The organism is Roseovarius sp., assembly GCF_040219995.1.
Taxonomy (GTDB): domain Bacteria; phylum Pseudomonadota; class Alphaproteobacteria; order Rhodobacterales; family Rhodobacteraceae; genus Roseovarius.
Map to the genome: position 1 here is coordinate 55,405 of NZ_JAVJUC010000009.1, position 20,669 is coordinate 76,073.

The 20,669-nt window shown below is 64.3% G+C and carries 17 protein-coding genes; 12 read left to right on the top strand and 5 right to left on the bottom strand.

Annotation, left to right across the window (positions count from 1 at the left end):
* Window positions 1-251 precede the first annotated feature (251 nt).
* The 10 genes from RID11_RS01760 (at window position 252) to RID11_RS01805 (ending at window position 12,007) form a co-directional block, all read left to right on the top strand.
* A complete protein-coding gene (locus RID11_RS01760; RefSeq protein WP_350135438.1) occupies window positions 252-1,682 on the top strand; it encodes a Glu/Leu/Phe/Val family dehydrogenase in 1,431 nt (476 codons plus the stop codon).
* A 132-nt stretch (window positions 1,683-1,814) separates the two neighbouring features.
* Window positions 1,815-3,068, top strand: a complete 1,254-nt coding sequence (locus tag RID11_RS01765) for a sarcosine oxidase subunit beta family protein (protein ID WP_350135440.1) — start codon at window positions 1,815-1,817, stop codon at window positions 3,066-3,068.
* Between the two features lie 9 nt (window positions 3,069-3,077).
* The gene (locus RID11_RS01770; protein WP_350135442.1) at window positions 3,078-3,524 is read left to right on the top strand and encodes a hypothetical protein; all 447 of its coding nucleotides are present in this window, start codon (window positions 3,078-3,080) and stop codon (window positions 3,522-3,524) included.
* A 15-nt stretch (window positions 3,525-3,539) separates the two neighbouring features.
* A complete protein-coding gene (locus RID11_RS01775; protein WP_350135444.1) occupies window positions 3,540-3,797 on the top strand; it encodes a sarcosine oxidase subunit delta in 258 nt (85 codons plus the stop codon).
* Entirely contained in the window at window positions 3,794-6,724 is a 2,931-nt protein-coding gene (locus RID11_RS01780; protein ID WP_350135446.1) for a sarcosine oxidase subunit alpha family protein, read from the top strand. Before RID11_RS01775 ends, RID11_RS01780 begins: the two co-directional genes overlap by 4 nt.
* On the top strand, window positions 6,702-7,274 hold the full coding sequence (locus RID11_RS01785; protein WP_350135602.1) for a sarcosine oxidase subunit gamma: 573 nt from the start codon (window positions 6,702-6,704) through the stop codon (window positions 7,272-7,274). Before RID11_RS01780 ends, RID11_RS01785 begins: the two co-directional genes overlap by 23 nt.
* Window positions 7,275-7,335: 61 nt before the next feature.
* Entirely contained in the window at window positions 7,336-7,623 is a 288-nt protein-coding gene (locus RID11_RS01790; RefSeq protein ID WP_350135448.1) for a DNA primase, read from the top strand.
* A 39-nt stretch (window positions 7,624-7,662) separates the two neighbouring features.
* The gene (gene dnaG, locus RID11_RS01795) at window positions 7,663-9,612 is read left to right on the top strand and encodes a DNA primase (protein WP_350135449.1); all 1,950 of its coding nucleotides are present in this window, start codon (window positions 7,663-7,665) and stop codon (window positions 9,610-9,612) included.
* A 120-nt stretch (window positions 9,613-9,732) separates the two neighbouring features.
* Window positions 9,733-11,718 (top strand): RNA polymerase sigma factor RpoD, encoded by a 1,986-nt coding sequence (gene rpoD / locus RID11_RS01800; protein ID WP_350135451.1) that lies wholly within the window; start codon window positions 9,733-9,735, stop codon window positions 11,716-11,718.
* A 10-nt stretch (window positions 11,719-11,728) separates the two neighbouring features.
* Window positions 11,729-12,007 carry an HlyU family transcriptional regulator gene (locus RID11_RS01805; RefSeq protein ID WP_350135453.1) on the top strand — a complete coding sequence of 93 codons (279 nt, stop codon included), beginning with the start codon at window positions 11,729-11,731 and terminating at the stop codon, window positions 12,005-12,007.
* 51 nt (window positions 12,008-12,058) lie between these two features.
* On the opposite strand, the gene RID11_RS01810 is transcribed toward RID11_RS01805, so the two are convergent.
* The 4 genes from RID11_RS01810 to RID11_RS01825 all read right to left on the bottom strand — a co-directional run bounded on the left by RID11_RS01810 (window position 12,059) and on the right by RID11_RS01825 (window position 16,456).
* The gene (locus RID11_RS01810; protein WP_350135455.1) at window positions 12,059-13,402 is read right to left on the bottom strand and encodes a pyruvate dehydrogenase complex dihydrolipoamide acetyltransferase; all 1,344 of its coding nucleotides are present in this window, start codon (window positions 13,400-13,402) and stop codon (window positions 12,059-12,061) included.
* Between the two features lie 13 nt (window positions 13,403-13,415).
* Window positions 13,416-14,792 (bottom strand): pyruvate dehydrogenase complex E1 component subunit beta, encoded by a 1,377-nt coding sequence (locus tag RID11_RS01815; RefSeq protein WP_350135457.1) that lies wholly within the window; start codon window positions 14,790-14,792, stop codon window positions 13,416-13,418.
* A gap of 15 nt (window positions 14,793-14,807) precedes the next feature.
* A complete protein-coding gene (gene pdhA / locus RID11_RS01820; RefSeq protein ID WP_350135459.1) occupies window positions 14,808-15,818 on the bottom strand; it encodes a pyruvate dehydrogenase (acetyl-transferring) E1 component subunit alpha in 1,011 nt (336 codons plus the stop codon).
* 341 nt (window positions 15,819-16,159) lie between these two features.
* Window positions 16,160-16,456, bottom strand: coding sequence for an FtsB family cell division protein (locus RID11_RS01825; RefSeq protein WP_074786008.1), 297 nt, complete (start codon window positions 16,454-16,456; stop codon window positions 16,160-16,162).
* Window positions 16,457-16,586: 130 nt separating this feature from the next.
* On the opposite strand from RID11_RS01825, the gene RID11_RS01830 reads away from it, so the two are divergent.
* Window positions 16,587-18,209, top strand: coding sequence for an acyl-CoA dehydrogenase family protein (locus RID11_RS01830; protein WP_350135461.1), 1,623 nt, complete (start codon window positions 16,587-16,589; stop codon window positions 18,207-18,209).
* A gap of 118 nt (window positions 18,210-18,327) precedes the next feature.
* Window positions 18,328-18,765, top strand: a complete 438-nt coding sequence (locus RID11_RS01835) for a DsrE family protein (protein ID WP_350135463.1) — start codon at window positions 18,328-18,330, stop codon at window positions 18,763-18,765.
* Window positions 18,766-18,936: 171 nt separating this feature from the next.
* Here RID11_RS01835 and RID11_RS01840 read toward each other — a convergent pair whose 3' ends face one another.
* Window positions 18,937-20,625 carry a chloride channel protein gene (locus RID11_RS01840; protein ID WP_350135465.1) on the bottom strand — a complete coding sequence of 563 codons (1,689 nt, stop codon included), beginning with the start codon at window positions 20,623-20,625 and terminating at the stop codon, window positions 18,937-18,939.
* Window positions 20,626-20,669: the final 44 nt, after the last annotated feature.

The window sequence follows — 20,669 nt, forward strand, 5'->3', positions numbered from 1 at the left end:
GAATTATGGCCGAAAGGGGACAGAAATCGAAAGTTAACGCATTTAAATCAACAATATAGAATGGCGAGCCGTATCGTTTCCGGGGGCGCGACAAACCGGGCGTTTCGGGATTGTGAAAGACCACAGGCACCGTGGATCAGGTTACGGGTGGACAATCGTGGCTCAGCCCTTAACCATCCCATCAGCCACATGCCAGAGACTCGGAGCCTATAGTGTTCGCGCGACTGTGGCACAAAAGGGAGGGAGTTGTAATGACCGCCAAGAGAGAACCGACATTCCGCGAAAGCGTGGATCTGATGTTCAACCGCGCCGTGGCACTGATGGAATTGCCGCCGGGGCTGGAGGAAAAGATCCGCGTCTGCAATGCCACCTACACCGTGCGATTCGGCGTGCGGCTGCGCGGGCAGATCCACACGTTCACCGGCTATCGCAGTGTCCATTCCGAGCATATGGAGCCCGTCAAGGGCGGCATCCGCTATGCCATGGGGGTCAATCAGGACGAGGTCGAGGCGCTGGCGGCGCTGATGACCTATAAATGCGCGCTGGTCGAGGCCCCGTTCGGTGGCTCCAAGGGGGGGCTGCGCCTCGATCCGCGCGAGTGGGAAGAGCATGAGCTTGAGATGATCACCCGGCGCTTTGCCTATGAGCTGATCAAGCGTGATCTGATCCACCCCGCGCAGAACGTGCCCGCCCCCGACATGGGCACCAGCGAGCGCGAGATGGCCTGGATCGCGGATCAGTACAAGCGCATGGCCACCACCGATATCAACTACCGCGCCTGTGTCACCGGCAAGCCCATTCATGGCGGCGGCATCCAAGGCCGGACCGAAGCGACCGGACGCGGCGTGCAATACGCCCTGCGCGAGTTCTTTCGTCACCCCGAGGATGTCGCGGCGGCGGGCATGTCGGGCAAGCTCGACGGCAAGCGGGTGGTGGTGCAGGGCCTTGGCAACGTGGGCTATCACGCGGCGAAGTTCCTGAGCGAGGAGGATGGCTGCAAGATCACCGCGATCATCGAGCGCGACGGTGCGCTGATCGACGAGAGTGGTTTTGACGTGGAGGCGGTGCGCAACTGGATTGCGCGGCATGGCGGCGTCGATGGCTATCCCGACGGCAAATATATCGCGGACGGCACCAAGGCGCTGGAGAACGAGTGCGAGATCCTCATTCCGGCGGCGATGGAAGGGGTGATCAACCTCGAGAATGCCGATCGCATCAAGGCGCCGCTGATCATCGAGGCGGCGAACGGGCCGGTCACCGCCGGGGCCGACGATATCCTCCGCCAGAAAGGCACCGTGATCATCCCCGACATGTTTGCCAATGCGGGCGGTGTGACGGTGTCCTATTTCGAATGGGTCAAGAACCTCAGCCATATCCGCTTTGGTCGCATCGGGCGGCGTCAGGAAGAGGCGCGCCACCAGCTGATCGTGGACGAGTTGGAGCGGCTCGACGCGCATCTGGGCGACAACTGGCAGATGAGCCCGCATTTCAAGCAGCAATATCTGCGCGGTGCGGGTGAGTTGGAACTGGTGCGCTCCGGTCTCGACGACACCATGCGCAGCGCCTACCAGTCGATGCGCGAGGTCTGGCACAGTCGGCAGGACGTGACCGATCTGCGCACGGCGGCGTATCTGGTGTCCATCGCCAAGGTCGCGGCCAGCTATCGCGCCATGGGTCTGTAACGGGGCTCTGACGCGCGCAGGTCGCGCATGGGCCGGGAAATGGCGGGAAAGATGGCAGAGCTTCGGCTCTGCCATTGCTATTGAAGATGAGACTTGGTTCAGTCGCATCACATCACGGGCAAGGGGGCAGGCATGCGGTTTTCGGGGCTGCGGGTTCTGAAGGAAGGGCTGACCGGCAACAAAGGCTGGCAGGCGCATTGGCGCGATGCGGTGCCCAAATCCGACTATGACGTGGTGATCATCGGTGGCGGCGGGCATGGCCTCTCGACCGCCTATTACCTGGCCAGCCGGTATGGGATCACCAATGTCGCGGTGCTGGAAAAGGGCTATCTTGGCGGTGGCAACGTGGGCCGCAACACCACCATCGTGCGGGCCAATTATTTCCTGCCGGGCAATTCTGAATTCTACAGCCATTCGCTGAAACTGTGGGAGGGGTTGGAAGAGGATCTGAATTACAACGTCATGCACTCGCAGCGCGGGCAGATCGTGCTGTTTCACTCCGACGGGCAGCGCGATGCGGCGGCACGGCGCGGCAACGCGATGCGCAATCAGGGCGACGATGCGGAACTCTTGAGCGTGGCGGAGCTCAAACGCATGGTGCCCTATCTCGATTACGAGCAGGCGCGGTTTCCGATCTATGGCGGCCTCTTGCAGCGGCGCGCGGGCACCGCACGGCATGACGCGGTGGCCTGGGGCTATGCGCGGGGTGCCAGCGACCGGGGCGTCGACCTCATCCAGAATTGCGAGGTCACGGGGATCGATATCGAGAATGGCCGGGTGAAAGGCGTGCAGACCACGCGCGGTGCCATTCGCGCCAAGAAGCTGGCCATTGTCGTCGCTGGGCGCTCAAGTCAGGTGGCGGCGATGGCGGGCATGCGCCTGCCGATCGAGAGCCACGTGCTGCAAGCCTTTGTCACCGAGGGGCTGAAGCCCTGCATCGACCATGTGATCAGTTTCGGCATGGGGCATTTCTATATCAGCCAGTCCGACAAGGGCGGGCTGGTCTTTGGCGGCGATCTGGACATGTACGCGTCTTACGCCGCGCGCGGCAACCTGCCGCTGGTCGAGCATGTGATGGAGGCGGGCATGACCCTGATGCCGATGATCGGCAATGCCCGCGTGCTGCGCAGCTGGGGCGGGATCATGGACATGTCGCCCGATGGCTCACCCGTCATCGACCATGCGGGGATCGACGGCCTCTATCTCAATTGCGGCTGGTGCTATGGCGGGTTCAAGGCGGTGCCGGGATCGGGGGATGCGATGGCGCATCTGATCGCCACCGACCGCCCGCATCCAGCGGCCACGGGATTTCGGCTCGACCGCTTTGCGACCGGGCGGGGGCTGATGGACGAGGAAGGCACCGGCGCGCAGCATAACCTGCACTAGGAGTTAATCATGGCGAGATCTATTATGTACGCCTTTGCACTTATTTTTTTGGGAACCGGAAGCTCTTCTCTCAGTGCAGCGGAATTTTTGTGCCGTCCAAACTCCGTCAGTGATGATGTATGTGAGAGGGCAAGAGAAATTGAAGACGAGATGCGGCCACAGCTACCATTTACTACAGCAGATGGCACGTTGATTACGCGCATTTACTCTCACGACTCAACGGTATCTTTAGAGGGGCGTTGGAGTTGGTCAGATGCCGTATTCAAAGACAGGCTACTGAAGTCTGGCCTGACGCTGAGTGAATTTAGAGCCAAGGCCGCACAAAGCACTAACGAGATGGTATGTAGCACCGAAGTTCTGGCAGCTTTTGTTCGTCTCGGAGGTCAATTTCGATACAAATACTCCACCGAGGACAACACGCCTGTCGTCGAAGTTCTTGTCGTTCACTGTGAATAAATTGGGGGCGGTCAGATGAGGATCAACTGTCCGGTCTGCGGCGAGCGGGATCGTCGCGAGTTCTATTATCAGGGCGCGGCGCTGGCGCGGCCCGAGGGGGACGCTTGGGGGCCGGATTGGGACGACTACCTGCATAACCGCGACAACGCGGCGGGGGTGACGCGCGATCTGTGGCAGCATGAGCAGGGTTGCGGGGCCTGGCTGATCGTGACCCGCGATACGGTCACGCATGAGGTTCTGGCTGTGGCGCTGGCGGCGGAGGCGGGCGCATGAGGGTTGCGGGCAAGGGGCTGATCGACCGTGACCGTCCGGTTTCGTTTCGTTTTGACGGGCGGGACTATCAGGGGTTTGCGGGCGATACGCTGGCCTCGGCGCTTCTGGCCAATGACGTGCGGATGGTGGCACGGTCGTTCAAGTATCACCGCCCGCGCGGCGTGATGACTGCGGGCAGCGAGGAGCCCAATGCGCTGGTCACGCTGGGGCTGGGGGCGGCGCAGGAGCCCAACCTCCGGGCGACCACGGTCGAGTTGCACGAGGGGCTCTGGGCGCGCAGTCAGAACCGCTGGCCGACGCTTGGGGTCGATCTGCTGGCGGCGAATGATCTTCTTGCGCCCTTTCTCGGGGCGGGGTTCTACTACAAGACCTTCATGTGGCCGCGCGCCTTTTGGGAGCGGGTCTATGAGCCGGTGATCCGCCGCGCTGCCGGTCTGGGCGCGCTGTCGGGCGAGCCGGCGCAGGATCGTTATGAGCGCGCCTTTGCCCATTGCGATGTGCTGGTGATCGGTGGCGGGCCTGCCGGGCTGATGGCGGCGCGCGCGGCGGCGGAGGCGGGCGCGGATGTGATCCTCGCCGAGGAGGACACCCGGCTTGGCGGGCGGCTTCTGGCCGAGAGCGAGGAGGTCGACGGGGTGCCCGCCGTGGCGTGGGTGGCGGAGATCGCGGCGGAGCTCGCCGCCATGTCTAATGTCCGGATCATGACGCGCACTGCCGTGACCGGGGCCTATGATCAGGGCACCTATGGCGCGTTGGAACGGTTGGCGCCGGATGTGGCGGATCGCGCCCACGCACCGAAGGGCGCGTTCTGGCGGATCGTGGCAAAGCGCACGGTGCTGGCGGCGGGGGCGCTGGAGCGGCCGGTGGCATTCGCGGGCAACGACCGGCCCGGGGTGATGATGGCGGGCGCGGTGCGCGCCTATCTCAATCGCTGGGGCGTGGTGCCGGGGCAGAGCACGGTGGTCTTTGGCAACAATGACAGCGCGCATCGCACCGTGGCCGATTTGCAGGAGGCGGGGGTGCATGTCGCGGCGCTGGTCGATTCGCGGCATTATGCGCGCTGCGATCTCGACGTCCCGTTCTACCCCGGCGCGCAGGTCTGTGGGACGAGCGGACGGCGCGGGCTGGAGGCGGTGACGATTGCCACGGCCAAGGGAGAGGAGCGGATTGCCGCGGAGTGTCTGGCGGTCTCGGGTGGGTGGAACCCGTCGGTGCATCTGGCCTGTCACATGGGGGCGCGACCGGTCTGGGACGCGGACCGGCTGGCCTTTCTGCCGCCCGAGGGGGCTGTGCCGGGGCAGCGCGTGGCGGGCGCTGTGAAGGGGGAGTTTTCGACCCGCGCCTGTCTGGAGAGCGGATTGGCCGAGGGGCTGCGCGCGGCAAGCGATCTCGGGTTGAAGCAGCCGGAGATCAGCGTGCCGTCGGCGGGAGACGCCGCCTATGATATTTTCCCGCTGTGGCAGGTGCCGGGCAAGGGGCGCGCCTGGCTCGATTTTCAGAACGATGTGACGGTCAAGGACGTGGATCTTGCCGCGCGCGAAAACTTTCGCTCGGTCGAGCATATGAAGCGCTACACGACCCAAGGCATGGCGCCCGATCAGGGCAAGAACTCGAACGTCAATGCGCTCGCCGTGCTGGCGGACGCGACCGGGCGCGGTATCCCCGAGACCGGCACCACTACCTTTCGCCCGCCCTATGTGCCGGTGCCGATTGCGGCCATGGGCGCGGGGGCCAAGGGCAAGGGCTTTGCGCCCGAGCGGCTGACCACCTCGCATGCCGAGAGCGTGGCGTGCGGCGCGCCGATGATCGAGGCGGGGCTGTGGTATAGGCCCAGCTATTTCCCGCGCAAGGGCGAGAGCCATTGGCGGCAATCCTGCGACCGTGAGGTGGAGATGGTGCGCGGGTGCGTGGGGGTCTGCGATGTCTCGACCCTCGGCAAGATAGATATTCAGGGCCCGGATGCGGCGCGGTTTCTGGATTTCGTCTATACCAACACGTTATCGACGCTGAAGGAGGGCCGCGTGCGCTATGGCCTTATGCTGCGCGAGGACGGGCATGTCATGGATGACGGCACCTGCGCGCGGCTGGGGGAGCGCCATTACCTGATGACCACCACCACGGCGGCTGCGGGACAAGTGATGCGGCATCTGGAGTTCGTGGCGCAGGTTCTGCGGCCCGGTTGGGACGTCCGGATGGTGTCGGTGACGGAACAGTGGGCGCAGTTCGCCGTGGCGGGGCCGCAGGCGCGCGATCTGCTCAATGGTCTCTTGGATGCGCCGATTGACGATGCGGGGTTTCCCTTCATGGGTTGTGGTCCGGTGAGTGTGGGCGGCGTGGCGGCGCGGCTGTTCCGCATTTCGTTCTCGGGTGAGCATGCCTATGAGATCGCGGTGCCCGCGCGTTATGGGGCGGCGCTCTTCAAGGAATTGGTGGCGCGCGCCGAGGCCATGGGCGGCGGTGCCTACGGGATGGAGGCGCTGAATGTATTGCGGATCGAGAAGGGCTTTATCACCCATGCCGAGATCCACGGGCGGGTGACCGCCTATGATATCGGGATGCAGGGGATGATGAGCGGCAAGAAGGATTTTGTCGGCAAACCGGCGGCGTCGCGGGGCGGATTGATGGACCCGGAGCGGGAGCGGCTGGTGGGGTTGAAACCCGTGGGCGCGGTCAAGGAAATGTTGCCCGGCGCGCATCTGTTCGAGGAGGGGGCCGAGGCCGTGAGCGCCAACGATCAGGGCTATATCACCAGTGCGTGCTATTCGCCGACGTTGGGCCATGTGATCGGGCAGGCGTTTCTGCGGCGCGGGCCGGAGCGGATCGGCGAGCGGGTGCGCATGGTCGATCACCTGCGCGGCTCGGAGACGATCTGCGAGGTGACGGGCGTCGTGCAGAATGACCCGGATGGAGGGCGGTTGCGTGGTTGAGTTGCAAGCCGAGAGCCCCGGAGAGGGGCGGTTGCCGGTGGCGGCGGGCGAGTTGCGGCTGAGCGCGGCTGTGCCGGAGCGCCTGACAAGCCTTGCGCCCTATAACGGGCAGGCCGCCGCGCTGTCGGAAGCGATGCAGGCGGCGCATGGGATGGGCTGGCCTGGGCCCGGACGGATGACCGGGCGCAAGGGCGCGCGGGCGATGTGGTTCGGGCGCGAGATGGCGCTTTTGATCGGGCCGGAGCCTGATCCCGGGCTGGCGGCGCATGCCGCCCTTGTCGATCAGTCTGACGCCTGGGCGGTGCTGGTGCTGGAGGGGCCGGGGGCGGCGGAGGTGCTGGCGCGGCTCTGCCCGCTCGACCTGCGCGATCATGTGTTCAAGCGCGGCCATGTCGCCCGCACGGAGGTGGCGCATATGGCCGGGGCGATTGCGCGCATGGGCGCAGACAAGTGGCGGATCATGGTGTTTCGCTCGATGGCCGGGACATTGATCCACGAGGCGGAGACGGCGATGCGACGGGTTGCGGCGCGGCGAAATTCCCCGGTGTGAGGCGCTGACAGGGCGCGCGATTTGCCCTAGATACGTCCATAGTTGAAAGGGAGAGACCGCCATGCGCCTGATGTTGATTGCCGCCCTGAGCACCGTGCCGCTGAGCGCCACGGCGCAGAACCCGATCTGTGCCCCCACAGGAGAGATCGTGGCGCGCGCGGTCGAGGCGCGCAAGGACGGGCAGGAGGCGCCGCAGACCATCAAGGCGATCAGCGCCGACATGACCGGGCAGATGGCTCCCTATGAGCCTGCGGTGCAGCCGCTGGTCGATTGGGTCTATACGCTCGGCGAGGCGGAATTGAGCAAGGACGTGGCGGGCAGCTATGTCACGCAATGCGAGGCGCAGTAGACCACTGGACTCTGAGCGTCACGCGCCCAATATAGGGGTATGAGCCTGCCCCCCGGATTCCTCGATGAGTTGCAAAGCCGCCTGTCGCTGTCTCAGGTCGTCGGGCGCAAGGTCATGTGGGACACGCGCAAGTCCAATCAGGCCAAGGGCGACATGTGGGCACCGTGCCCGTTCCATCAGGAAAAAACCGCGTCTTTTCATGTCGATGACCGCAAGGGGTTTTATTACTGCTTTGGCTGTCACGCCAAGGGTGATGCGATCTCATTCGTGCGCGAGACCGAGAATGTCGATTTCATCGAGGCGGTGAAGATCCTAGCCACCGAGGCGGGCATGAGCGTGCCCGAACGCGACCCGCAGGCGCAGAAAAAGGCCGACCGGCGCGCGCAGCTGGTCGAGGTGATGGAGCAGGCGGTCAAGTATTTCGGCCTGCAATTGCGGTCAGGGGCCGGGACTGCGGCGCGCGATTACCTCAAGGGGCGCAGGCTGGATGAGGCGACTTTGTCCAAGTTTGACATCGGCTTTGCCCCTGATGGCTGGCAGGGGCTGTGGGATCACCTGACGGGCAAGGGCGTGGCGCCCGAGATGATCCTTGCCTGTGGTCTGGCCAAGGAAAGCACGCGGGGCGGCAAGCCCTATGACACGTTCCGCAACCGGATCATGTTCCCCATCCGAGACGCGCGCGGGCGGTGCATCGCCTTTGGCGGGCGGGCGATGGACCCCAACGACAACGCCAAATATCTCAACTCGCCCGAGACCGAGATATTCGACAAGTCGCACACGCTTTATAACCATGGCCCTGCCCGTGAAGCGGCGGGCAAGGGGCAGCTGCTGATCGTGGCCGAGGGTTATATGGATGTGATCGCGCTGGTGGCGGCGGGCTTTGGCGCGGCGGTGGCCCCGCTGGGCACGGCGGTGACCGAGCATCAGATGCAACTCCTGTGGCGGATCGCACCCGAGCCGGTGATCATGCTGGATGGCGACCGGGCCGGGCTTCAGGCCGCCTACCGGGTGGTCGACCTTGCGCTGCCGCTGCTTGAAGCGGGCAAATCGTTGCGCTTTGCGCTTATGCCCGAGGGGCAGGACCCCGACGATCTGCTCAGGGCCGAAGGGGCGGGGGCGGTGCAGGCGCGGATCGACGCGGCGCTGCCGATGGTGCGCCTGCTGTGGCAGCGCGAGACCGAGGGTCGCGATTTCGACAGCCCCGAGCGCAAGGCGGCGCTGGAGCGTGTCTGCCGCGAGAAGACCGGGCTGATTCGCGACCCGTCGCTGCGCAACTACTATGATCAGGAACTCAAGGATCTGCGCTGGCAGCTCTTCAATCCGCGCCGTGCGGCGTCGAGCAAGTTCACACCCCGTCCGCGCGGTGGCAAATGGCCCCCGCCGGAGCCTGCGCGCGCGACCACGAAATCCTCGCTGCTGGTCACGGCGGCGGGGGATACGCAGCTGCGCGAGGCGGTAATTCTGGCGACCCTCATCTGCTGCCCCGAGGTGATGGAGACATTCGAGGGCCAGATCGAGCGCATGGAGTGTCAGGACCCGGACCATGCGCGGCTGCGCGCGCTGATCCTGCGCCACGCGCCTGCGGGCGCCGACACCCTGCGCGCGCAGATTGAGGACGAGATGGGGGCCGCGCCCCTTGAAAAGCTGCTGGCGCTGCCCCATGTCGCGCTTGCCCCGCCGGTGCGGTATCTGGGCGATACCGAGCTTGCCAACCTGACCCTGAGCGAAGAATTGGCCAAGCTGATGGCGCAGCGGGGCGTGCTGGCCGAGATGCACGAGGCCGCCGAGGACATGGCCGGACTGGCCGACGAGGCGATCACATGGCGGCTTGCACAGGCGGCGGAGGCGCGCAACAAGGCGCTGCGCAGCCAGCAGGAAGACAAGGCCGAATACGAGCTGGGTGAGAACGGAGCGGCGATCAAACGTGACGAGAAAGAGCAGTTTGCCGCGCTCCTGGGTAAGATAAGCTTTTCCAAACAGAGGCGATAACCGCATTTTGGGGAAGAATGGACAATAAAATCGGGGTAAACGGGTGTGCGAATCACCTGATCGCGCTATTGATTCGGGTTAACCGAATCACCTGCACCGTCCCTAACTGAGGAGTCTTTCATGGCCGCCAAGGATACCGAGGACCAAAAGCCCGACGACGCCGAGACCGAAGTCTCGCTCGACATGTCCCAGGCGGCGGTCAAGAGGATGATTGCCGAGGCGCGTGAGAAGGGGTTCATCACCTACGATCAGCTTAACGAGGTGCTGCCGCCCGATCAGGTCAGTTCCGAGCAGATCGAGGACGTGATGTCGATGCTTTCAGAGATGGGTATCAACATCATCGAGGCCGAGGACGCCGAAGAGGAAGAGAGCCGGACCACCGCCGTCGCCGAAGTGGGCAAGCGTGGCGAGATCACGCTTGGCTCGGGTAAGGAAGAAAAGCTCGACCGCACGGATGACCCGGTGCGGATGTATCTGCGCGAGATGGGCTCGGTCGAACTCTTGAGCCGCGAGGGCGAGATCGCCATCGCCAAGCGCATCGAGGCAGGCCGCAACACGATGATCGCGGGGCTCTGCGAAAGCCCGCTGACCTTTCAGGCGATCACCATCTGGCGCGACGAACTTCTCGGCGAAGACATTCTGCTGCGCGACGTGATCGACCTTGAGGCCACGTTCGGCAATCAGCCGGGCGAAGAGGGGGCGGAGCCGGTCGTCGAGGCGGCCAACGTGACCAGCCCGCCGGCCAACCGCAGCGAGAGCAGTGACGAGCCGGAACTCGATGCCGACGGCAACCCGATCCAGAGCGAAGATGATGAGGACGATGACGAGCAGGCCAACATGAGCCTTGCGGCGATGGAAGCCGCGCTCAAGCCGCGCGTCCTCGAAACGCTCGACCGCATCGCCGAGGATTTCGCGCAGCTGAGCGAAATGCAAGATAGCCGGATTTCCGCGACGCTCAACGAGGACGGATCGTTCTCGGCTGATCAGGAAGTGAAATACCAAAAGCTGCGGTCGGAAATCGTCAAGCTTGTCAATGAGTTGCACCTGCATAACAACCGTATCGAGGCGCTGATCGACCAGCTTTACGGGATCAACCGCCGGATCATGCAGATCGACACGGCGATGGTCAAACTCGCCGATCAGGCGCGGATCAACCGCAAGGAATTCGTCGAGGAGTATCGCGGGCGCGAGCTTGATCCCAACTGGCTCGACGATATGGCGGCGAAATCCGGGCGCGGCTGGCAGATGTTCATGGAACGCAGCCCCGAGAAGGTGGCCGAACTGCGCGCCGACATGGCGCAGGTGGGCCAGTATGTGGGCCTGGATATCTCGGAGTTCCGCCGCATCGTCGGGCAGGTCCAGAAGGGCGAGAAAGAGGCGCGTCAGGCCAAGAAGGAAATGGTCGAGGCGAACCTGCGTCTGGTCATCTCGATTGCCAAGAAATACACCAACCGTGGCCTGCAATTCCTTGATCTCATTCAGGAAGGTAACATTGGCCTGATTAAGGCGGTGGACAAGTTCGAGTATCGCCGGGGCTACAAGTTCTCGACCTACGCGACATGGTGGATCCGTCAGGCGATCACCCGCTCGATCGCCGACCAGGCGCGCACCATCCGTATCCCGGTGCACATGATAGAGACGATCAACAAGCTGGTGCGCACGGGGCGCCAGATGCTGCATGAGATCGGCCGCGAGCCGACGCCGGAAGAGTTGGCAGAGAAGCTGCAAATGCCGCTTGAGAAGGTCCGTAAGGTGATGAAGATCGCCAAGGAGCCGATTTCTCTGGAGACGCCGATCGGCGATGAGGAAGACAGCCAGCTTGGCGATTTCATCGAGGACAAGAATGTCATCCTGCCGCTTGATTCAGCTATTCAGGACAATCTCAAGGAAACCACGACGCGGGTGCTGTCCTCGCTCACCCCACGCGAGGAACGGGTGTTGCGCATGCGCTTCGGCATCGGAATGAACACCGACCACACGCTTGAAGAGGTGGGGCAGCAGTTCAGCGTCACCCGTGAGCGTATCCGCCAGATCGAGGCCAAGGCGCTGCGCAAGCTCAAGCATCCCTCGCGGTCGCGCAAGCTGCGGAGTTTCCTGGATCAGTAAGGAGGCCCCCATGTCGATCCTGTCACGCCTGTTCGGAGGCGGTACCAAGCCCGAGGCGCGGGCGGAGGTGTCTGAAACTTACAAGGAGTTTCGGATCATTGCCGCGCCGCAGAGCGACGATGAGGGGTATCGCGTCGGCGCGCGGATCGAGAAAGAGGTGGACGGCGAGGTGAAGGTGCATCATCTGCTGCGCGCTGACACGTTGCGCAGCCTGGACGAGGCCGAGACGTTTTCGATCCGCAAGGCGAAACAGGTCATCGACGAGCAGGGCGAGCGGATTTTCCGCTGAGTTCCGCGTCACGGAAGGCGCGTGCCCCGGCCCGGAGGCCGGGGCGTTTTGTCAGGCTAGCATGACCATCGGGTTTTCGAGGTTCTCGACGATCTGCTTGAGGAGGTCCGCGCCCATCGCGCCGTCGATCACCCGGTGATCGACCGAGAGCGTCACCGACATGACCGTGGCAACGGTCAGTTCGCCATCAGAACCCACCACCGGCTTTTTCTGGCCCGCGCCGACGGCGAGGATCGCGCCATGCGGGGGGTTGATCACGGCGTCGAAATTCTCGATCCCGAACATGCCGAGATTTGAGATCGCGAAGGTGCCGCCCTGATATTCATGGGGGGCAAGTTTGCGGTCGCGGGCGCGGGTGGCGAGGTCCTTCATCTCCGCCGACAGCGCCGACAGCGATTTCATCTCGGCATCCTTGAGCACCGGCGTGAACAGCCCGCCCTCGATGGCGACAGCGACGGCCACGTCCGAGGGTTTGAGCTTGAGCACCTTGTCGCCCGCCCAGACGGCATTGGCGTCGGGCACGGCCTGCAACGCCAGGGCACAGGCCTTGATGATGAAGTCGTTGACGCTGAGCTTTACGCCGCGCGATTCAAGCTGCTTGTTGAGGTCACCACGGAATTTCATCAGCGCGTCGAGCCTGATCTCGCGGCGCAGGTAGAAATGCGGCACGGTCTGCTTGGCCTCGGTGAGACGCGCGGCGATGGTCTTGCGCATCCCGTCGAGCTTGACCTCCTCGAACTCGCGGCCCTCGTACATCGCCATGACGGCATCTGACGAGGGGCCCGAGGCCGGGGCAGGGGCCTTGTCCGCCGGTTTGACGGCCTCCTTGGCGGGCGCGGCGGCGGGCTTGGCCTCCTCCACATCGGCGCGCACGATGCGGCCATGCGGGCCGGTGCCCTTGATCTGGCGGAGATCCAGCCCTTTTTCCGCAGCGATCCGGCGGGCGAGGGGCGAGGCGAAGATACGCTCGCCACTGTCATCCTTGGGGGCTGCCGGGGCGGGGGTGTCGGACTTGGCAACCGGCTCGGTGCTCTTGCCTTTGCCGGAGCCTTCGCCGCCCTGTTTTTCGCTGGTCTTGTCGTTCTTGGCAGGCTCTTCCGCGTCCGCCGATTTCGGGGCGCTTGCTGCGGTGTCGATATCGTCGGCGCTTTCGCCTTCCTCCAGCAACACGGCAATCAGTGTGTTGACCTTGACGCCCTCGGTGCCGTCCTCGATCAGGATCTTGCCGATGGTGCCTTCGTCCACCGCCTCGAATTCCATCGTGGCCTTGTCGGTCTCGATCTCGGCCAGCAGGTCGCCCGCGTTGACGGTATCCCCCTCCTTGACCAGCCATTTGGCGAGCGTGCCCTCTTCCATGGTGGGCGAGAGGGCGGGCATGAGTATTTCGGTTGGCATCGCGTCGCTCTCCTTACCGGTAGGTCACTTGGCGCACGGCGTCGATCACCTCGGTGGTCGAGGTCAGCGCCAGCTTTTCGAGATTGGCCGCGTAGGGCATCGGCACGTCCTTGCCGGTGCAGTTGATGACCGGCGCGTCGAGATAGTCGAACGCCTTTTGCATCAGCACCGAGGAGATGTAGCTGCCGATGGAGGGTACCGGCCAGCCTTCTTCGACGGTGACGCAGCGGTTGGTTTTCATCACCGATTTGATCACCGTGTCGGTGTCCATTGGACGCAGGGTGCGCAGGTCGATCACCTCGGCGTCGATACCGTCCTCGGCGAGTTTCTCTGCGGCCTCGAGCGCGTAGGTCATGCCGATGCCGAAGCTGACGATGGTCACGTCCGCGCCCTCGCGCCAGATCTTGGCCTTGCCGAAGGGGATGGTGAAATCATCCATCTTGGGCACCTCGAAGGACTTGCCGTATAGGATCTCGTTTTCGAGAAAGATCACCGGGTTGGGGTCGCGGATTGCGCTTTTCAACAGACCCTTGGCACAGGCAGCGGAATAGGGCTGAACCACGCGCAGGCCGGGCACCTGGGCATACCAGGCGGCGTAGTCCTGGCTGTGCTGGGCGCCGACGCGGGCGGCGGCACCGTTGGGGCCACGGAAGACGATGGGGCTGCCCATCTGGCCGCCCGACATGTAGAGCGTTTTGGCGGCGGAGTTGATGATCTGGTCGATCGCCTGCATAGCGAAATTCCAGGTCATGAATTCGACGATGGGACGCAGCCCGCCCCAGGATGCGCCCACCCCGATGCCGGCAAAGCCGTGTTCGGTGATTGGCGTGTCGATCACGCGTTTGCCGCCGAATTCATCCAGCAGGTTCTGGGTGATCTTGTAGGCGCCCTCGTATTCGGCCACCTCTTCGCCCATGATGAAGACCGTGTCGTCGCGGCGCATCTCCTCGGCCATGGCGGCGTTGAGGGCCTCGCGGACGGTCTTGTTCTCCATCTCGGTGCCCTCGGGCCAGTCGGGGCTGGTGTCGGATTTGGGGGCGGCGGGGGCCTTGGTCTCAGCGGATTTCGGGGCTTCCGCGTCGTCGCCGTCGTCCTCGGCCTTGGGGGCCGGGGCGCTTGATGCGGTGTCGATATCGTCGGCGCTTTCGCCTTCTTCCAGCAGGACGGCGATCGGGGTGTTGACCTTGACGCCTTCGGTGCCGTCTTGAATCAGGATCTTGCCGATGGTGCCTTCGTCCACCGCCTCGAATTCCATCGTGGCCTTGTCGGTTTCGATTTCGGCCATGATGTCACCGGCATTGACGGTGTCGCCTTCCTTGACCAGCCATTTGGCGAGTGTGCCTTCCTCCATCGTGGGGGAGAGGGCGGGCATGAGAATTTCGGTAGCCATTGTCGTCTCTCCTCCTCAGGCGTTCTGCGGTGCCACGTCGGCGATGATGTCGGTCCAGAGTTCGTCGGTTGCGGGCTCCGGGCTTTCCTTGGCGAAATCGGCGCTGGCGTTGACCACTTCCTTGATTTCCTTGTCGATGGCCTTGAGATCCTCCTCGGAGGCGTGGCCGCCGGAGATCAGCAGCTCGCGGACATGTTCGATGGCGTCTTTCTCCTCGCGCATTTTCTGCACCTCTTCGCGGGTGCGGTACTTGGCGGGGTCGGACATCGAATGGCCACGGTAGCGGTAGGTCTTGATTTCAAGGATGTACGGTCCCTTGCCGGAGCGGCAGTGCGCGACGGCCTTGTCGCCCGCTTCTTTCACCGCGAGCACGTCCATGCCGTCAACCGCCTCGCCGGGAATGCCGAAGGCCTCGCCCCGGGTGTAGATGTCAGGGGTGGAGGTGGAGCGTTTCTGCGAGGTGCCCATGGCGTATTGGTTGTTCTCGATCACGAAGACCACCGGCAGGTCCCAGAGCGCAGCCATGTTGAAGGTTTCGTAGACCTGCCCCTGATTGGCCGCGCCATCGCCGAAATAGGTGAAGGTGACGCGGTTGTTTTCAAGGTACTTGTCGGCGAAGGCGAGCCCCGCGCCAAGTGGCACGTTGGCCCCTACGATGCCGTGACCGCCGTAGAACTGCTTTTCGGTCGAGAACATGTGCCTCGAGCCGCCCTTGCCCCGGCTGTAGCCACCCTCGCGCCCGGTGAGTTCGGCCATGACGCCCTTTGGATCCATTCCGCAGGCGAGCATGTGGCCATGATCGCGGTAGGTGGTGACGCGCTTGTCGCCGTCCTCGGCGGCGGCCTCGAGACCCACGACAACGGCCTCCTGGCCGATGTAGAGGTGACAGAAGCCGCCGATCAGGCCCATGCCGTAAAGCTGGCCGGCCTTCTCCTCGAATCGGCGGATAAGCAGCATATCGCGGTAATATTGGGTGAGTTCGTCTGCGGAAACGTTTGGTTTCTTGGCGCTTTTCCGGGTGGCCATGGGCGGGCAACTCCTTGTTGGCGAATATAGTTTAGCATTAAACTATTTCATACACCAATCGTTGCGGCGTTGCGAGGATGAATTTGGGGGAGGTGAAAGTGGGGGGATTGGCCTGAAGCTGTCGTTGCCGTGAGCCGCGCGAAACGCACCGAAGGTGCCGCGCGATCGCCGGGCCGTCCCGCGGCCTGGCGATTTGAGAAGTTGCGCAACGTATCGAGGTTACAATGACTTGGCTGGCATAAAGCGCCCGCCACGAGCGTTGCATCGCCAGTCCCCGGCCCTGCGATTGCGCGGCACCTTCTACGGGAAAATCAATGACCGCTTAAGGCCACCGCCGGACCTTAACGAATGACGATCTCGTCGCCGCGCATCAGGCCGAGCACTTCGCGCGCCTGCTGGTCGAGCAGGTCCAGATCGAGATAGCCGTCCGACAGCCGGTGCGTCAGGTTTTCCATTCGGGCCACCTGTGTCTCCAGTGTCTGGAGTTGCGCCCGCAACTCGGCGCTTTGCGCCTCGATCTCGGCGCGGCGGAACAGTCCGTAATCCCCCTGCACGGCGGCGAAGGTGAAATAGGCGCCCAGAAAGAACGCCACGGTGAAAAAGATCAGCGTGCCCCAGGGGCGGCTGCGGGGGGTCATGGTGTGCTTTGCCTCGTTCTGCCGCCTCTTGTCGGGCGATCGCATGCACCATGCCACAGGTGATTCGCTTTGTGAATCCCCTTTCGCCGCGAATTACCGCGCTCTAGCATGATGGCAAAGGAGGCCCGCCATGTCCCAGATCCCTGCGCAGGAGACGCTTGCCACCCATGAGGTCCTGAACCAGCCCGCGCCGCGCGGCGATCTGGATCTGTGGGGCGATGATCCGGCCTTGCAGACCCATGCCGGGGCGGCGGGGGCGGATGCCGATCATCTGGCGGATTACGGCGCGAAGATCGGAACGCAGGCGATGCGCGCGGCGGGGCGCGACGCCAACCGGCAGCCGCCCGAATTGCTGCTGTTCGATGCGGGCGGGCGCAGGCTCGACGAGGTGCGTTTTCACCCCGCCTATCACGATCTGATGCAGGCGGGGATCGGCGCGGGCTATGCCGCACTGCCGTGGGAGGGGGCGCAGGGCGGTCATGCCACCCATGCCGCGATGGTCTATCTGACCAGCCAGGTGGAGCCGGGCGTGTGCTGTCCGATGACCATGACCTATGCCGCGATCCCGGCGCTGCGGGCCGAAAAGGCGCTGCTTGCGGAGTGGGTGCCGAAGCTGACTGCGCGGCTTTATGATCCTGTGGCCCGACCGCTGGCGCGCAAGGCGGGGGCCACCTTGGGTATGGCAATGACCGAGAAACAGGGCGGTTCGGACATTCGCGCCAATGCCACGCGGGCCGAGCGGGAGGGCGATCATTACCGGCTGACCGGGCATAAGTGGTTCTGCTCTGCGCCGATGTCGGACGGGTTCCTGACGCTGGCGCAGGCCGAGGGCGGGCTCACCTGCTTTCTGGTGCCGCGCTGGCTGGAGGGGGGGCGCAACGGCATTCATATCCAGCGATTGAAGGACAAGCTGGGCAACCGTGCCAATGCCTCGGCCGAGATCGAGTATCACGGCGCGCTGGCGCATCGGCTGGGCGAGGAGGGCGCGGGGGTGCGCACGATCCTCGAGATGGTGCATCACACCCGGCTCGATACCGCGATGGCGCCGGCGGGGCTGATGCGCGCAGCGCTGTCGGAGGCGCATCACTGGGCGGGCCACCGGTCAGCGTTTCAGAAGCGTTTGATCGACCAGCCGCTGATGCGCTCGGTGCTGGCCGATCTGGTGCTCGATTGGGAGGGGACGCTGGCGCTTGGGATGCACGTGGCGCGGGCGTTTGACGGCAGCAGCCCGCGCGACCGTGCCTTTGCCCGGCTTGGCGTCGCGCTGGCCAAGTTTCTCGGCAACAAGCTCTGCCCCGGGCTGGTCTATGAGGCGATGGAGGCGATGGGCGGCATGGGCTATGTCGAGGACACGCCCCTGCCGCTGCTCTATCGCGAGGCGCCGCTCAATTCGATCTGGGAGGGGTCGGGCAACGTGATCTGCCTCGATATCCTGCGCACGCTGGCGAAGGAGCCGCTGGCGAGCGAGGCGCTGTCGGAGGAGCTGGCGCAGGTGGAAGGGCAGGACAGGCGCTTTGACGCGGCGCTGCGCGCGCATATGCAGACCTTTCCCAAGCCACCCGAGGAGGCGCAGGCGCGCTGGTATGCCGAGAGCCTCGCCACATTGCTCACCGCTTCGGTGCTGCTGCGCCACGCGCCGGATGCCGTGGCCGGGGCCTATATCGCCACCCGTCTGAGCGATCCGCGCGGGCGGGTCGCGGGGGCGATTGGCGGGATTGATACGGACGCGGTTCTGGCGCGGCTGGGATGTTAAAATAAATTCCCAAATGTGAATATGTTTGATGTAGATCAAGGCTGCGTGGGACGAGGCGCTTTTAGGGTGCCGGTGTGAAAGAGAGATACTGAATTCACCTTAAACCCGAGAGGTTCCCATGCGTAAATTCCTGACCGCTGCCGCCCTTGGACTTGCCACGCTGGCCGCACCTGCAGCCGAGGCCGAAGAGGCCAAGCAGATGGTCACCATCCTGACCAGCGAAGAGCCGCAGACGCAGCTCATGTCGATGGTGCTGACCATGCAATCCATGCAGGCGGGGGCGGGGGCCTATGTGCTCTTGTGCGGCCCGGCGGGCGATCTGGCGCTGAGAGACGCCCCGGCGGCGGCCACTGCGCCACAGAAGCCCAAGGGCATGAGCCCGCAAGTCCTTATGCAGAAGATCATGGAGCAGGGCGCGACAGTTGAGGTCTGCGCAATTTACTTGCCCAATAAAGGGGTTGATCAATCGGCGCTTTTGGATGGTATTGGTGCAGCCAAGCCGCCTGCAGTCGCCAAACGTCTGCTGGGTGACGGGACGCGGATCATGTCCTTCTGAGGACTGGTTCGCAGGGCCGCCTCACACCGTCGCCCAATGGTATGAGTGTCTGTGGGTATTGTGAGGGGACGAGACTGCGAGGCGGCCCGCCTCATGGCATGCATCTGATGTGACGCGTGAGTGTGTCTATCCGATGTCCGCGACACGCTGGCCACGTCCGTGCCTGTGCTGTCAGCTGTGCTCTTCCTCGGACACCGCCGCCAAGGCGCGGTTATAGGCCTTGAGCGCGTCCACGTGAAAGAGCGCGCCCTGCAATTCGGGCGGCTGATCGCCCCCTGTCAGTATCACCACCGGCAGAAACGGCACGCCCGCACGCTCGAACATCGGCATCGCGGCCTCGAGCGTGGTGGTGACGTCGATATAGACCCCCTGTTCGATCAGCGACCAGCATTGCGCCTCATCCGCCGCGCGTTCGTGATCGGGGGGGCGCATCAGGGTGCGCACCCGGAACATCGCAAGAAGGTAATCCTGCGGCCCCGCCGCCAGCCGGACGCCGCGCCGCATGAGTTGGGTCAGGAAGAACGAGCGCCGCACCAGCTTGGAGCCGAGCGCGGTCGACATCGAGACCGCCACCATCACCGCAAGGCCGGTCTGCCAGTCGCCGGTCAACTCAAACACAATGAGCGTGGTCGATATCGGCGCGCCCAGCACCGCCGCCGCGACTGCCCCCATCCCCGCCAGCGCATAGAGCGTGTAGGCCCCCGACACATCGGGAAAGGCGGCCGTTGCCATGTGACCAAAGGCCAGCCCGGTCAGGGCACCGACCATCAGCGAGGGCGAGAACACCCCGCCGCCCATGCGCCCGCCGATTGTGATCGCCACTGCGGCCACCTTGAGCACGGCAAAGACCACCGCCTCGTGCCACAAAAGCTCTCCGGTCAGTGCCGCCGAGGTGGTTTCGTACCCCACGCCGATGATATGCGGAAACCAGATTGCGATCGCGCCCAGCAACAGCCCCGCGCCCGCAGGCCGGAGCCAGCGCGGCAGGCGCAGTTTCAGCTGCACGTGGCTGGCCACGTCCTCGGCCAGAAAGATCGCGCGCATGAGGGCCGCCGCGACCACGCCGCAGACAAGCCCGAGGATCAGGAAGGCGGGCAGTTCGGCGTAGAATTCCAGTGCGCTGGCCTGCGGCAGGGCGAACTCGGTCACATCGCCAAATTCAAGCCGGTTGATCACTGTGCCTGCCACGCTCGCGATCACGATAGGGGCAAAGGCGTGCAGCGCGAAGTGCCGCAGCACCACCTCGAGCGCGAAGAGCGCGCCGGCAATGGGGGCGTTGAACGAGGCCGAGACAGCGGCGGCCACCGCGCAGCCCAGAAGGTCGCGCCCGGTCACCCCGTTGGCGTCGATCCGATCGCTGACCCAGCTTGAGATCACGCCCGCGAGATGCACCACCGGCCCCTCGCGCCCCGACGAGCCACCGGTGCCCAATGTGATCAGCGAGGCGGCCGCCGAGGCCAACCCCTCGCGCCGCTCCACCCGGCCCTCGGCCATCGCCGCGCCCTCGATCACATCGGCCACCGAGCGCACCCGCGCGTCATCCGTGAAATGATGCAGGATCAGCCCCACCACCAGTCCGCCCGCCACCGGCAGTATCAAAATCCAGTACCAGGGCATGTGTTCGGCAAGGCTGTGCAGGCGCGCCACGTCCTCGGTGCCGTAAACTAGGCCCTGAAGGGCGATGATCCCCTTGCGGAAGAACAGCGCGGCAAAGCCCGCCGCGATGCCGATCATCAGCGCGATCAGCCAGAACTGGAACTGGCTTGGCCCGCGTTTGCGCAGCACCTGCCAGCCATCGCGCAGCCCCTGTGCCGCCGCGCGGCACAGTTGACGTAAAAACGACGCGTCCTCTGCCTGCATCTCCACCTCTTGACCGTCCGGACCGCGCTTTCGTCTCGGGCGCG